Source organism: Pseudomonas sp. IT-196MI5, from assembly GCF_949767415.1.
GTDB lineage: Bacteria > Pseudomonadota > Gammaproteobacteria > Pseudomonadales > Pseudomonadaceae > Aquipseudomonas.
The window spans coordinates 105,293-119,654 of the sequence record NZ_CATKPZ010000022.1 but is presented as its reverse complement, the minus strand read 5'-3'; the positions used below and the strand labels follow the sequence as shown (position 1 = coordinate 119,654).

General features: G+C 61.7%; 13 protein-coding genes. All 13 read right to left on the bottom strand.

Annotation, left to right across the window (positions count from 1 at the left end; genetic code table 11):
- Positions 1–12: 12 nt before the first annotated feature.
- Genes ACM6IK_RS14940 through mraZ form a run of 13 tightly spaced genes read right to left on the bottom strand, consistent with a single transcriptional unit; the run spans position 13 to position 14,280 of the window.
- Positions 13–882 carry a cell division protein FtsQ/DivIB gene (locus ACM6IK_RS14940; protein WP_223529615.1) on the bottom strand — a complete coding sequence of 290 codons (870 nt, stop codon included), beginning with the start codon at positions 880–882 and terminating at the stop codon, positions 13–15.
- 4 nt (positions 883–886) lie between these two features.
- Entirely contained in the window at positions 887–1,870 is a 984-nt protein-coding gene (locus ACM6IK_RS14935) for a D-alanine--D-alanine ligase (protein ID WP_414874940.1), read from the bottom strand.
- The gene (gene murC, locus ACM6IK_RS14930) at positions 1,867–3,327 is read right to left on the bottom strand and encodes a UDP-N-acetylmuramate--L-alanine ligase (protein WP_150727953.1); all 1,461 of its coding nucleotides are present in this window, start codon (positions 3,325–3,327) and stop codon (positions 1,867–1,869) included. Before murC ends, ACM6IK_RS14935 begins: the two co-directional genes overlap by 4 nt.
- The gene (gene murG, locus ACM6IK_RS14925; protein ID WP_414874939.1) at positions 3,320–4,390 is read right to left on the bottom strand and encodes an undecaprenyldiphospho-muramoylpentapeptide beta-N-acetylglucosaminyltransferase; all 1,071 of its coding nucleotides are present in this window, start codon (positions 4,388–4,390) and stop codon (positions 3,320–3,322) included. Before murG ends, murC begins: the two co-directional genes overlap by 8 nt.
- Positions 4,380–5,597 (bottom strand): putative lipid II flippase FtsW, encoded by a 1,218-nt coding sequence (ftsW, locus tag ACM6IK_RS14920; RefSeq protein WP_046041925.1) that lies wholly within the window; start codon positions 5,595–5,597, stop codon positions 4,380–4,382. The genes murG and ftsW overlap by 11 nt, the downstream gene beginning before the upstream one ends.
- Positions 5,594–6,940 (bottom strand): UDP-N-acetylmuramoyl-L-alanine--D-glutamate ligase, encoded by a 1,347-nt coding sequence (murD, locus tag ACM6IK_RS14915; protein ID WP_414874938.1) that lies wholly within the window; start codon positions 6,938–6,940, stop codon positions 5,594–5,596. Before murD ends, ftsW begins: the two co-directional genes overlap by 4 nt.
- A 6-nt stretch (positions 6,941–6,946) precedes the next feature.
- Positions 6,947–8,029, bottom strand: a complete 1,083-nt coding sequence (gene mraY, locus ACM6IK_RS14910) for a phospho-N-acetylmuramoyl-pentapeptide-transferase (RefSeq protein ID WP_108214916.1) — start codon at positions 8,027–8,029, stop codon at positions 6,947–6,949.
- A complete protein-coding gene (locus tag ACM6IK_RS14905; protein WP_414874937.1) occupies positions 8,029–9,396 on the bottom strand; it encodes a UDP-N-acetylmuramoyl-tripeptide--D-alanyl-D-alanine ligase in 1,368 nt (455 codons plus the stop codon). Before ACM6IK_RS14905 ends, mraY begins: the two co-directional genes overlap by 1 nt.
- Positions 9,389–10,852, bottom strand: coding sequence for a UDP-N-acetylmuramoyl-L-alanyl-D-glutamate--2,6-diaminopimelate ligase (locus ACM6IK_RS14900; protein WP_414874936.1), 1,464 nt, complete (start codon positions 10,850–10,852; stop codon positions 9,389–9,391). Before ACM6IK_RS14900 ends, ACM6IK_RS14905 begins: the two co-directional genes overlap by 8 nt.
- Positions 10,852–12,591, bottom strand: coding sequence for a peptidoglycan D,D-transpeptidase FtsI family protein (locus ACM6IK_RS14895; RefSeq protein ID WP_414875255.1), 1,740 nt, complete (start codon positions 12,589–12,591; stop codon positions 10,852–10,854). Before ACM6IK_RS14895 ends, ACM6IK_RS14900 begins: the two co-directional genes overlap by 1 nt.
- Complete coding sequence (gene ftsL / locus ACM6IK_RS14890) at positions 12,591–12,884, bottom strand: cell division protein FtsL (protein WP_057398001.1); 294 nt, start codon at positions 12,882–12,884, stop codon at positions 12,591–12,593. The genes ACM6IK_RS14895 and ftsL overlap by 1 nt, the downstream gene beginning before the upstream one ends.
- Entirely contained in the window at positions 12,881–13,828 is a 948-nt protein-coding gene (gene rsmH, locus ACM6IK_RS14885) for a 16S rRNA (cytosine(1402)-N(4))-methyltransferase RsmH (RefSeq protein WP_411741905.1), read from the bottom strand. Before rsmH ends, ftsL begins: the two co-directional genes overlap by 4 nt.
- Positions 13,825–14,280: a division/cell wall cluster transcriptional repressor MraZ gene (mraZ, locus tag ACM6IK_RS14880; protein WP_090286131.1), complete on the bottom strand. Its 456-nt coding sequence runs from the start codon at positions 14,278–14,280 to the stop codon at positions 13,825–13,827. The genes rsmH and mraZ overlap by 4 nt, the downstream gene beginning before the upstream one ends.
- Positions 14,281–14,362 lie beyond the last annotated feature (82 nt).

Sequence of the window (14,362 nt, the reverse complement as noted above, 5' to 3'; positions counted from 1 at the left end):
TCCTGCCTCTTCTTAATTCTTCGCGACAGCGGGTTGGGCTGCCGTGGGCGCTACAGGTTCCCGCCAGCCAACAGCGAGGCCGTTGGCGTAGCGCAGATCGATGCGCGCAATGTTCGTAATCTGTTCTTTGAGCGTCTTGTCATAGATGGCGATGAAACGGCGCATCTTTTCCACCTGGTTGCCGCGTCCCAGCAGCAGTTCGATCCCGGGACCCGCGCTGCCGGGGCCGGTGGTCAGGAACCAGCTGCCGCGATCACGCAGTTCCAGGCGTGCAATCGAGAAGCCCAGCGGCCTGAGCATCTGGCTCAGCACCTGGTATTGCTGCATCACTTGCTGCTGAGCCCGCTGCGGGCCAAACAACTGAGGCAAGTGTTCGTAGTTCGCCAGCTCGCGTGGAGTGAACGCCTGGCCCTGGTTGTTCAACAGCGACTCGTCACCCCATCGGGCCACCGGCAGTTGTTCTTCCAGGCGGATCACCACTTGATCCGGCCACACCCTGCGCACTTCGGCGTGGGCAATCCATGGCATCGTTTCCAGCTCGGTGCGCATGCTCGCCAGGTCGATGGTGAAGAAGCTCGATGCCACGTACGGGGCGATCCGCTGCTGCACCGCTTGCTGGCTGATGTAACTCAAGTCGCCCTGCACATTGATTTTGGTGATCGGCCGGTCGGCATACGGCAACAGCCGTGTCGCGCCTTCGTAAGTACCGAACCCCAAAGCCACCAGCACTACCGGCCAGAACAACGCTTTGAGAAAACCGAAGTTGGCTTTCGGCAGGCGCGCGGACATCGGCTCTTTGGCCACCATTCGGCTGGCACCCCGCGGCACCGGCTTGCGGCCGGGCGATGCGGAGGGCTGATGTCTGAGCTGAGCGCCTTGCATGGCCTTAACCTCTCGTCGACTCTTGGTTACCGGCAGTGTTGCCGGCAACGCTCTCGGCCAGAATGGCCAGAACCAGTTGCTGGAAATCCAGACCGGCGGCACGGGCCGCCATCGGCACCAGGCTGTGATCGGTCATGCCCGGTGCGGTGTTGACTTCCAGGAACCAGAACTGCCCTTCGGCGTCCTGCATCACGTCTGCCCTGCCCCAACCGGCGATACCCAGCGCTTCACAGGCTTTCGCCGTGAGGTCCATGAGTTCCTTTTCCTTGGCGCTGTCCAGACCGCACGGAATGCGGTACTGGGTATCGCTGGCGATGTACTTGGCGTCGTAGTCGTAGAAGCTGTGCGTCGTGCCCAGGGCAATCGGTGGCAACACCTGGTCACGCAGGGTGGCGATGGTGAACTCCGGACCGTGAATCCATTGCTCGACCAGCACTTGCGAATCGTAGGTACTGGCCGCTTTCCATGCGTCGATCAATTCGGACGCGGAACTCACTTTGGCCATACCGATACTTGAACCTTCATGGGCCGGTTTGACGATCAAAGGGAAGCCCAGTTCCGTCGCCGCCGAAATACAATCGGCTTCGCTGCTCAGTACCGCGTGACGCGGGGTCGGAATGCCCAGGCTGTGCCAGACCTGCTTGGTGCGCAGTTTGTCCATGGCCAGGGCCGAAGCCAGGATGCCGCTGCCGGTGTACGGAATGCCCAGGCATTCGAGCAGGCCCTGCATGCTGCCGTCTTCACCGCCACGGCCGTGGAGGATGATGAAGGCGCGGTCGATCTTTTCATTGAGCAGTCGCTGCAGCAGGTCATCGCCCACGTCGAGGCCGAACGCGTCCACACCGGCGCTTTGCAGTGCGTCCAGAACGGCGTTACCCGACTTCAGGGAGACCTCACGCTCGGCACTCTTGCCGCCGAACAGCACGGCGACGCGGCCGAAGTCTTTCGGCGCGATCGTGGAGACCAGGTTGGCGTAGGCAGCAGTCATTTCAACTTCCCCTTCTCCGGCGCGGCAACGGCACCGGCGAACAACTCGCTTTTCAACAGTTTCGGTGCGAGACCGCCGATATCGCCGGCGCCCTGGCACAGCAGGATGTCGCCGGCGCGCAGCAACGGCTTGACCACTGGCGCGAGGTCGACGCCACGCTCGATGTAGATCGGGTCGAGCTGGCCACGCTGACGGATGCTGTTGCACAGCTTGCGGCTGTCGGCGCCCGGAATCGGCTCTTCGCCGGCCGGGTAGACTTCCATCAGCAGCAATACGTTGGCGTCAGCCAGCACATTGACGAAATCGTCGTACAGGTCACGGGTGCGGCTGTAACGGTGCGGCTGGTAAACCATCACCAGGCGGCGCTCCGGCCAGCCACCGCGGACGGCCTTGATCACGGCCGCAACTTCGGTCGGGTGGTGACCGTAGTCGTCGACCAGCATCACATTGCCGCCGTCTACCGGCAGTTCGCCGTAGACCTGGAAGCGTCGGCCGACACCCTGGAACCCGGACAGGCCCTGGACGATGGCTTCATCGCTGACGCCTTCGTCGGTGGCGATGCAGATGGTCGCAAGGGCGTTCAATACGTTGTGGTTGCCCGGCATGTTCACCGAAACATCCAGTGGCTCACGGTCGGGACGCAGTACGGTGAAGAAGGTCTGCATGCCTTGCTGGCGCACATTGATGGCGCGCACGTCGCAGTCTTCGCCGAAGCCGTAGGTAACGGTCGGACGCTTGACCTGCGGGAGGATTTCACGCACCACCGGATCGTCCAGGCACACCACCGCCAGACCGTAGAACGGCAGGTTGTGCAGGAATTCGACGAAGGTTTTCTTCAGTTTGTTGAAGTCACCGTCGTAGGTCGCCATGTGGTCGGCGTCGATGTTGGTGACCACGGCCACCAGCGGCTGCAAGTGCAGGAAGCTGGCATCGCTTTCGTCGGCTTCGGCAATCAGGTAACGGCTGGTGCCGAGCTGGGCATTGGTACCCGCGGCATTCAGGCGGCCACCGATCACGAACGTCGGGTCCAGGCCACCGGCGGCGAACACCGAAGCGATCAGGCTGGTGGTCGTGGTTTTGCCGTGGGTACCGGCAACGGCGATGCCGTGGCGATAACGCATCAGCTCAGCCAGCATCTCTGCACGCGGCACCACCGGAATACGGCGTTCCAGCGCGGTAGCGACTTCCGGGTTGGACGTGTTCACGGCACTCGACACCACCAGCACGTCGGCGGCAGCGGCGTTCTCGGCGCGGTGGCCGATGAAGATCTGCGCCCCGAAGGACTCCAGACGCTCGGTCACTGGCGAAGCCTTCAGGTCGGAACCGGACACTTCATAGCCCAGGTTCAACAACACTTCGGCAATCCCGCACATGCCCACTCCGCCGATACCAACGAAGTGGATGCGACGGATGCGGCGCATTTCCGGTTGCGGCATGGCTTTCTGATTCTCAACCATGGGCCACCTCCAGGCAGCTATCGACCACGTTACGGGTGGCATCGGGTTTGGCCAGGCGGCGTGCCGCAGTAGCCATTTCGTTGAGTCGTTGTGGTTGCATCAGGACCTCTGTCAGGCGAGCGGCAAGATCCGCTGCACCAGTCGTTCTTTGCGGCATCAGGAAGGCTGCGCCTTCACGGGCCAAATATTCGGCGTTGCGGGTCTGGTGATCGTCGATGGCATGAGGCAAAGGCACCAGCATCGAGGGCAGACCGGCGGCGGCCAGTTCACTGATGGTCAGCGCGCCTGCGCGACAAACCACCAGGTCGGCCCAGCTGTAGGCTTGGGCCATGTCTTTGATGAAGGGCTGCACCTGCGCTTCGACGCCAGCCGCGCGATAGCGCTCTGCAGTCACTTCATCGTGGTTTTTGCCGGCCTGATGGAACACTTCCGGACGCAAATCGGCAGCGACTTGCGACAGGGCTTCAGGCAGCAACTTGTTCAACGGTTCTGCGCCCAGGCTTCCGCCCAGGATCAGCAAACGCGCCTTGCGACCAGCCAGGGCAGGTCGCGATGTCTCGAGGAACAGCTCGGTGCGCACCGGATTACCGGTGGTCCGGCGGCTGCCCGACAGGGTAAAGGTGTCGGGGAACGCTTCACAGACTCGGGCGGCCAACGGCACCAGCAACCGATTGGCGGTACCGGCCACGGCGTTCTGTTCGTGAACGATTACCGGCACGCCGGCCAGTTTGGCGGCAACGCCACCAGGACCGGTCACGTAACCACCAAAGCCGACCACGCAGACCGGCCGCAGCCGACGAATGATCGCCCGCGCCTGCCAGACCGACTTGAACAACATGAACGGTGCCTTGAGCAGGGACAATTTGCCCTTGCCGCGCAGACCGCTGGCATTGATCCGATGCAACTCGATACCGGCCGCCGGCACCAGATCGTTCTCGATGCCACGCGGGGTGCCGAGCCAGTGCACGGTGTAGCCGCGCGCCTGGAATTCGCGAGCACAGGCCAGCGCCGGGAACACGTGGCCACCGGTGCCGCCGGCCATGATCATGACGTTAGCGCCCATGGTTCGGCTCCTCGGCGAAGTCGCTCTCATGGAACTCCATCTCTTCACTGCCCAGGTGGGTTCGACTTTCCCACTCGATGCGCAGCAACAAACCGAGACAGGCACAGCAGATCACCAACGAACTACCGCCATAACTGAGGAACGGCAGGGTCAGTCCCTTGGTCGGCAGCAGACCGACGTTTACACCAATGTTGATCAGGAACTGACCAATCCACAGGAACGACAGACCGTAGGCGACATAAGCAGCAAAAAACTGCTTGGCCTTTTCAGCCCACAGTCCGATGTACATGCCACGAATACACACGAAGACGAACAGTGCCACGGTGCACAGCGAACCTACCGCACCCAGTTCTTCGGCCAGGACCGAGAATACGAAGTCAGTGTGGGCTTCCGGCAGGTAAAACTGTTTCTGCACGCTGTTGCCCAGGCCAACGCCCAGCCATTCGCCGCGACCGAAAGCGATCAATGCCTGGGACAACTGATAGCCGGCGCCGAACTGGTCGGCCCACGGGTCGGCAAAGTTGGTCAGACGCGCCATACGATAGGGCTGCATTTGAATCAACAGCACCACCGCGCCGACGGCCAGCACCACCATCAGGGAAAAACGGAACAGGCCGACGCCGCCGAGGAACAGCATCGCCGCGGCAGCGCCCATCATCACCACGGTGGCACCGAAGTCCGGCTCCATCAGCAGCAGGCCCGCCATCGGCAGCAGCACGATGAACGGTTTGAAGAAGCCCATCCAGCTTTCGCGCACTTCTTTCTGGCGACGTACCAGATAACCGGCGAGGTAGATCACCACGAACACCTTGGCGATTTCGGAAGGCTGGACGTTGAAGAAACTGAAACCGATCCAGCGCATCGAGCCGTTAACCTCACGACCGATTCCCGGGACGATCACCATCACCAGCAAGCCGAACGCCCCCAGCAGCATCAACCAGCCCAGGCGTTGCCAGGTGGCAATCGGGATCATCATGGTGACGATGCAGGCACCCAGACCCAGCACCACGTAAATAAGGTGGCGAATCATGTAATACAGGGCGCTGCCAGACTGCACTGCCGCCACTTCGGTCGATGCCGAGGCAATCATGATCAGCCCAAGGCCGAGCAGCGTCAGGCAACCGGCAAGCATCGGGAAATCGAGGTCGATACCGCGCCCGGTGATGAGCGGCGATGGATACGGCTTGATGATGCCTTTGAGACTCATGCCAGATCCTCCACGGCTTGGACGAACTGGTGACCACGGTCTTCGTAGTTCTTGAACATGTCGAAACTGGCGCAGGCTGGCGACAGCAGCACTACGTCGCCCGGCTGGGCGGCGGCGCGGCATTGCTCGACGGCTTCGACCAGGGAGCCGGCGCGGATCAGCGGTACAGCATCGCCGATGGCTTCGCCGATCTTGTCGGAGTCACGCCCCATCAGCACCACGACGCGGCAGTTGGCTGCCACCGGATTGCGCAGGTCATTGAACTCGGCACCCTTGCCGTCGCCACCGGCGATCAGCACGATCTTGCCCTCGATGTCCGCACCCAAGCCTTCGATGGCGGCCAGTGCGGCGCCGACGTTGGTGGCCTTGGAGTCGTTGTAATAGGCCACGCCGTCGAGGTCGCGGACCCATTGGCAGCGATGTTCGAGACCGGCGAAAGTGCGCAGGCTCGACAGCATGGCATCGAATGGCAGGCCAACCGCATGGCCCAGCGCCAGGGCTGCCAGGGCGTTGGACTGGTTGTGGGCACCGCGAATCTTCAACTCGCGCACCGGCATCAGGTTCTGGAACTCGAAGGCCAGGTATTTTTCGCCGTCTTCTTCACGGATACCGAAGGATTTGAAGTCGGGTTTGCTCAGGCCGAAGGTCCAGCATGGCTGCCCTTCGCCCATCAACGGACGACTCAGGGCATCCTGACGATTGACCACGAACTGTCTGGCGCCACGGAAGATCCGGTGCTTGGCCAGGTGATAGGCCGGCAGACCGCTGTAACGGTCCATGTGGTCTTCGCTGATATTGAGCACGGTGGCCACTTCGGCGTTGAGCTGATCGGTGGTTTCCAGCTGGAAACTCGACAACTCCATCACGTACAGCTCGACGTCGTCGCGCAGCAGATCCAGCGCCGGCGTACCGAGGTTGCCGCCGACGGCAACACGCTTGCCCGCCGCAGCGGCCATCTCGCCGACCAGGGTGGTCACGGTACTTTTCGCGTTGGAACCACTGATGGCCACGATCGGCGCCTTCGCGTTACGCGCGAACAGTTCGATGTCGCCGGACAATTTCACGCCACGGGCGGAGGCGGCCTGCAGGGCCGGGGTCGCCAGCGCCAGACCGGGGCTGACGTAGAGTTCGTCGGCACGGCACAGGAACTCGACGTCCAGCTCGCCACAACGCACTTCCACGTGCGGATAGTCACGCTTGAGCGTGGCCAGTTCCGGTGGATTTTCCCGCGTATCGGCCACGGCAAACGCCACGCCCTGGTTCGCCAGGAAGCGAACCAGGGACATGCCGCTCTTGCCGAGGCCGACAACAATGCGGAAGTGGTCAGAAGCGATCAGAGACACGAGTTTCTACCTCAGCTTCAGGGTGGCAAGGCCGACCAGCACGAGAATCACGGTGATGATCCAGAAACGGACGATCACGCGCGGCTCGGGCCAGCCCTTGAGTTCAAAGTGGTGGTGAATGGGCGCCATGCGGAATACACGGCGACCGGTCAGTTTGAAAGAGGCAACCTGGATGACCACTGACAGGGTTTCCATCACGAACACGCCGCCCATGATGAACAGGACGATTTCCTGACGGACGATCACCGCGATGGTGCCCAGGGCCGCGCCCAACGCCAGTGCGCCGACGTCGCCCATGAAGACTTGTGCCGGATAGGTGTTGAACCAGAGGAAGCCCAGGCCGGCTCCGATCAGTGCGCCACAGAACACGATCAGCTCGCCTGCGCCCGGTACGTAAGGGATCAACAGGTATTCGGCGAATTTCACGTTACCCGACAGGTAGCAGAAAATGCCCAGGCCACCGCCGACCATCACCGTCGGCATGATCGCCAGGCCGTCGAGGCCGTCGGTCAGGTTGACCGCGTTGCTCGAACCGACGATCACGAAATAGGTCAGGACGATGAAGCCGGCGCCCAATGGAATGCTGTAGTCCTTGAGCATCGGCAGGATCAGCGTTGTTTCCACCGGAGTGGCGGCGGTCACATACAGAAAGATCGCTGCGCCCAGACCGAATACCGACTGCCAGAAATACTTCCAGCGGCTTGGCAGGCCGCGGGAGTTTTTCTCGATGACCTTGCGGTAGTCGTCGACCCAGCCGATGGCGCCGAACAGCAGGGTCACCAACAGTACGACCCAGACGTAGCGGTTGCTCAGGTCAGCCCAAAGCAGGGTGCTGACACCGATGGACGACAGAATCAGTGCGCCGCCCATGGTCGGGGTACCCGACTTTGACAGGTGCGACTGCGGGCCGTCATTGCGAACGGACTGACCGATCTGACGGTTCTGCAGGGTGCGGATCATCCACGGGCCATAGCACAGCGACAAAACCAGCGCGGTCAGTACACCGAGGATCCCGCGCAGGGTCAGGTACTGGAAGACCGCGAAGCCTTTGTAGAACTGTTGCAGATACTCCGCTAGCAGCAGCAGCATTAATGTTTCTCCAGACTGGACCCGCACAAGGCGGCGACGACGTTTTCCATCGCAGCGCTGCGCGACCCCTTGATCAAAATGGTGGTGTTTGTGTCTTGTTCGGCGCCCAGGGCCTTGATCAGCTCAGCCTGCGTGCTGAAGTGAAAAGCCTGTGGACCGAATGCGTTCACGGCGTGAGCCATCATTGGCCCGACGGCGTACAGCGCAGAAACCTTGCCACGGGCGTACTCGCCCACGTCGCGGTGCCCCTGCTCCGCCCATTCGCCCAACTCGCCGATATCCCCGAGCACCAGGACGGTGCGACCGGAAAAGCCGGCCAGTATATCAACGGCAGCGCACATGGAGGTGGGATTGGCGTTGTAAGTGTCATCGATCACGCGCATGCCATTGCTGGCCAATTGCGCAACGGTGCGACCCTTGACCGGTTGCACCGCGCCAAGGCCGGCGGCGATACCGGACAGCGACACACCCAGGGCATGGGCGGCAGCGGCGGCGGCCATGGCATTGGCGACGTTGTGGGTGCCGAGCAGGTTCAGTTGAACGCGCGCCACACCTTCAGGGCTGCGCAGGTTGAACGCCGGGCAGCCGCGAGCATCGGTGGCCAGGTCACTGGCATGGAAATCGGCGCTGGCGTTGTTCAACGCAAACGTCAGCACTTTGCGGTCACCGGCGCGTACCTTCCAGATACCGAACGCCTTGTCGTCAAGATTGAGAACGGCGACGCCATCGGCATCCAGCCCTTCGATAATCTCGCCCTTGGCTTCGACAATTTTTTCCGGACCGCCGAACTCGCCGACGTGGGCGGTCCCGGCGTTATTGAGAACGGCCACATGGGGTTTGGTCATGCTCACGGTGTAGGCAATTTCGCCCAGGCGCGAGGCACCCAGCTCGATCACCGCAGCGGTATGTTCCGGCGCCAGTTCGAGCAGGGTCAGCGGAACGCCAAGGTCGTTGTTCAGGTTGCCACGAGTCGCCAGCACTGCGCCGCGCGTGCGCAGGATGCTCGCAAGCATTTCCTTGACCGTGGTCTTGCCGCTGGAACCGGTAATGGCCGCGACCGGATGGGTGTAGGCGGCGCGATTCAGCGCGCCTAACTGGCCAAGGGCCTGGCGAGTGTCGCTGACCAGCAATTGCGGCAGCGTGCTGTCGGCGACTTCACGCTCGACCAGCGCAGCCACGGCGCCCTTGGCGGCGACTTCATTGAGATAGTCATGACCGTCAAAACGCGGACCGGCCAGGGCAATAAACAGCTGACCCGGCTTGATTGCACGACTGTCGATACTGACACCATCGAAGCTGGCATCGGCAGACACCAGGCGAGCATTCAGCGCACCGGTCAGTTCACTCAGTCTCAATGCCTTAAGCATGGGCCACCTCCCACGCGGTCAAGGCACGATCGGCCTCGACCAGATCGGAAAAGGCATGGCGTTCGCCGTTGATTTCCTGATAGTCCTCGTGACCTTTACCGGCCAGGACAATCACGTCATCCACCGAGGCACTGGCGATCAACCGGGCAATCGCCTGACCGCGACCGGCAACGAACTCCACTTTATCCATAGCCGTGAAACCGGCACGGATGTCATCGAAAATCACCGATGGATCTTCAGTGCGCGGATTGTCATCGGTCACCAGCACGCCATCGGCCAAGCGCTCGACCACTTCGGCCATCAATGGTCGCTTGCCGCGATCGCGGTCGCCGCCACAGCCGAACAGGCACAGCAACCGGCCTTTGGCGTGTGGACGCAGGGCCAGCAGTACTTTTTCCAGCGCATCCGGGGTGTGGGCGTAGTCGACCACCACCAATGGCTGCGAGCCACCGCCCAGACGCTGCATGCGCCCGGCAGGGCCTTCGAGCTCTGGCAGCACCTTGAGGATTTCGTCCAGTGCGTAATCCAGTCCGAGCAACGCGCCGACCGCCGCCAGGACATTGCTCAGGTTGAAGCGACCGAGCAAGGTGCTGCGCAAGAGGTGCTCGCCCTGTGGCGTGACCAGCGTGGCGCGCACACCTTCGTCGTCGAATTGCGCCTGACGGCAATACAGGTAGGCGCTGGAATCTTCCAGGCTATAGGTAATCAGCCGCGACTCGCGCTTGTCGGCGGCCAGTTGCCGACCAAATTCGTCGTCGAGGTTGACCACGCGGCATTTCAAATCATTCCAGGCAAACAGCTTGGCCTTGGCTTCGCCGTAGACCTGCATGGTGCCGTGGTAATCCAGGTGATCGCGGGACAGGTTGGTCATCACCGCCACATCGAAGGCCAATGCCGTCACGCGCCCCTGGTCCAGGCCATGGGAAGACACTTCCATCGCCACGGCTTTGGCCCCGGCCTTCTTCAGGTCCGCCAGGGTCGCTTGCACGGCAATCGGATTCGGCGTGGTGTGCAGGCCGCTTTCGAGCGCGCCGTAGAAACCGGTACCGAGTGTGCCGACCAGGCCGCAGTGCTGGCCGAGCAGGTCCAGTGCCTGGGCGACCAATTGCGTCACGCTGGTCTTGCCGTTGGTGCCGGTAACGCCCACCAGGTTCAGGTGATGGCTCGGCTCGCCATAAAAACGCCCGGCGATGTCCGACAGTTGAGCCGCCAGGCCCTTGACCGGAATCAGCGGCACTTCAGTGATCGGCAGGATCGTGGCGCCTTCTACTTCATAGGCCACCGCAGCCGCGCCGCGTTGCAAGGCGTCGGCAATATGAGCGCGCCCATCGAACTTCCCGCCCGGGACGGCCAGGAACAAATCACCTGCGCGCACATTACGGCTGTCCAGGGCGAGTTCGCGAATCAGCAGATCGTGGCCGGCGTGAGGGAAAATCTTGTTCAGGCTCAGAGACATCAGCCGCGCCCTCCATTGGCTTTCAGCGGAACGACCGGTGTTGCGTTCGCTTGTTGAGTAGGTGGCAGGTTGTCCGGCGTAATGTTCATCAGGCGCAGGGTGCCCGACATCACGCGGCTGAACACCGGCGCGGAAACCAGACCACCGAAGTAACCGGCCTTGGTCGGCTCGTCGATCACCACCACGATGGCGTAACGCGGATCGCTCATCGGGCCGAAGCCGGCGAACAGCGAACGGTAGGAGTTCTCGGCGTAGCCCTTGGTGCCAACCGAGGTTTTACGCGCAGTACCCGACTTGCCGCCCACGTGATACGCCGGCACCTGCGCACGGAATACGCCGCGCGGGGCTTCGATCACTTGTTGCAGCATGCCTTGCATGGTTTTCGCGACGGCCTCCGGCAACACCTGGGTAGTTTGCGGCGCCTTGTCGGTCTTGATCAAAGTCAGTGGTGCGAGGCGACCGTTGTTGGCCAGGGCCGAGAAGGCGTGGACCAGCTGGATTGCGGTCACGGAGATACCGTAGCCGTAGGACAGCGTGGCGGTTTCTGCCTTGCGCCACTCGCGGTAGTTCGGCAGGTTGCCGACGCGCTCGCCCGGGAAGCCCAGGCCGGTGTCCTGGCCGAGGCCGACTTTCTGCGCGAGACGGAAAATGGTTTCGCCGCCAATGTCGAAGGCAACCTTGCTCATGCCGACGTTACTGGAGTTGATCAGGATGCCGGTCAGGTCGAGCACCGGGCCTTCGGTCTTGGATACGTCCTTGATGGTGTACTTGCCAATCTGCAAGGAGCCCGGATACACCTCGACGGTGTCGCTCGGTTTCCAGCGGCCGGTTTCGATCGCAGCGCTCATCGAGATCGCTTTCATGGTCGAACCCGGCTCGAACACGTCGATCATCGCGCGGTTGCGCATCATCGCCGGTTGCAGGTTGCGACGGTTATTCGGGTTGTAGGTCGGCTGGTTGACCATTGCGAGAATCTCGCCGGTCTTCACGTCCATGATCACCAGACTGCCGGCCTTGGCGCCGTTCTCGATGATCGCGTTGCGCAATTCGCGGTTGGCCAGGTATTGCAGGCGCAGGTCAATGGACAACGCCAAGGGCTTGCCGGCCTTGGCGTTTTTGGTGACCTGGACATCCTTGATCAGCCGGCCACGCCGGTCCTTGATCACCTGACGCTTGCCAGGGACCCCGGCCAGCCATTCGTCGTAGGCCAGTTCGACGCCTTCACGACCGTGATCGTCGATGTCGGTAAACCCGACCATATGGGCGGTGACTTCGCCGGCAGGATAAAACCGCCGGAACTCTTCGATGCCATAGACACCTGGCACCTTCAGGTCGAGCACGGCCTGGCCCTGCTCAGGCGTCAGCCCGCGCACCAGGTAAATGAATTCCTTGCTGGCCTGGGCCTCGAGACGTTCGGCCAGGGCTTTCGGGTCCTGCCCCAAGGCAGCCGCCAGCGCTGGCCACTTCTCTTTGGCCGTTTGCATTTCCTTGGCATTGGCCCAAAGGGTGGTGACCGGAGTACTCACGGCCAAGGGCTCGCCGTTACGGTCGGTGATCAGACCACGGTGAGCCGGAATCGGAATATGACGAACACTGCGGGCATCGCCCTGACCTTTGAGGAAGGCACGGTCGACCACTTGCAAATCGATGATGCGCCAGGCAATCGCGACCACCATGATGCCGAGCAAACCCAGCACCACGCGGAACCGCCAAGGAAAGAGCGCTCCTTCGAGTTTCATCATGGCGCCACCATCTTCACGTCAGCGGCACCGGGAATGTGCATTTTCAGTTGTTCGGTGGCCAGCACTTCGATACGGCTGTGGGCGGTCCAGGTGCTCTGCTCCAGAATCAACCGGCCCCACTCGGCTTGCGCCTTGTCGCGCACACTCAATTCGTTGTACAGCGAATTCAATAGCTGACGGTTCCAGTGAGCGCTGTAGGAAACGCCAATGGCCGAAATGAGCACGCCGACAAACAGCAGCAGCATGAAGAAGCTTCCGCCGGGCAATGGCTTGGCGAAAAGCTTGCTCACCGCAGCTTCTCCGCCACACGCATGACAGCACTACGGGAACGTGGGTTGGCTTTGAGTTCGGCGTCGGAGGCCGTCTGCGCTTTGCCATGGACTTTGATTTTCGGTTCGAAGGCGACATGCCGAACCGGGAGGTTGCGCGGCAGGTTGTCGGCTTCGCCTTTCACCAGCTTGCGCATGAACAGTTTGACGATGCGGTCTTCCAGCGAGTGGAAGCTGATGACGACCAGACGACCGCCCACTTCCAGGCACTCCAGGGCGGCTTCGAGGCCGGCTTCCAGATCGCCCAATTCGTTGTTGACGTGAATACGCAGGCCCTGGAACGCACGGGTTGCGGGATTCTTGCCCTTTTCCCACGCCGGGTTGGCGACCTTCAGGACTTCCGCCAGGTCACCGGTGCGCTCGAATGGCTTGATGTCGCGGCGCTCGGCCACTGCTCGGGCCATGCGACCGGAGAAACGCTCTTCGCCATATTCCTTGAACACCCGGGCGATTTCTTCCACGGGCGCGGTGTTGACGAATTCGGCGGCGCTGATGCCACGGGACGGATCCATGCGCATGTCCAGTGGACCGTCATTGAGGAAGCTGAAACCGCGCTCAGGATCGTCGAGCTGTGGCGAAGACACGCCCAGATCCAGCAGAACGCCACTGACCTTGCCGGCCAGACCGCGTTCGGCGACTTCCGAACCGAGCTCGGCAAAGCTGCGCTGCACAACGACAAAGCGGCCGTCTTCGGCCGCTAGCGTTTGCCCGGTGGCAATCGCTTGTGGATCTTTATCGAATCCGAGCAACCGACCATCGGGACCGAGCTGACTGAGGATCAACCGGCTGTGTCCGCCGCGTCCGAACGTGCCGTCCAGATAGCAGCCATCAGGACGTACGGCGAGAGCCTCGACGGCTTCGTCAAGCAGTACGGTGATGTGGTTAAAGCCGCTATCAATAGTCACAGGATCAAATCACGCAGTTCATCAGGCATAGCGCCCGGTTGTTGAATGGCAGCCAGGTCCGCGGCAGAAACCGCGTTCCAGGCATCCTCGTCCCACAATTGGAACTTGTTCAGTTGGCCTACCAACATCGCGCGCTTATCCAACCTGGCATATTCACGAAGACGCGGCGGAACCAGAAAACGACCACTGCCATCGAGCTCGAGGTCGACGGCATTACCAATCAGTAAACGTTGCAGGCGACGGTTCTCTTCGCGAAGCGAAGGCAGTGCGCGCAGTTTGGTTTCAATAATTTCCCACTCATCGAGGGGGTAAACACACAAACATGGATCAACGGCATCGATCGTGACGATCAACTGCCCGGAACTCCGCGAATCGAGCTCGTCACGGTACCGGCTCGGCATTGCGAGACGGCCCTTTGCATCGAGACTGATAGCGTTGGCTCCGCGAAACACGTCAGCGTTTCTCCAAATTCTAGCGTTTTGAGTTCAAAAAACCCACTTCATGCCACTTTCCGCCACTTACGCACACTATAGG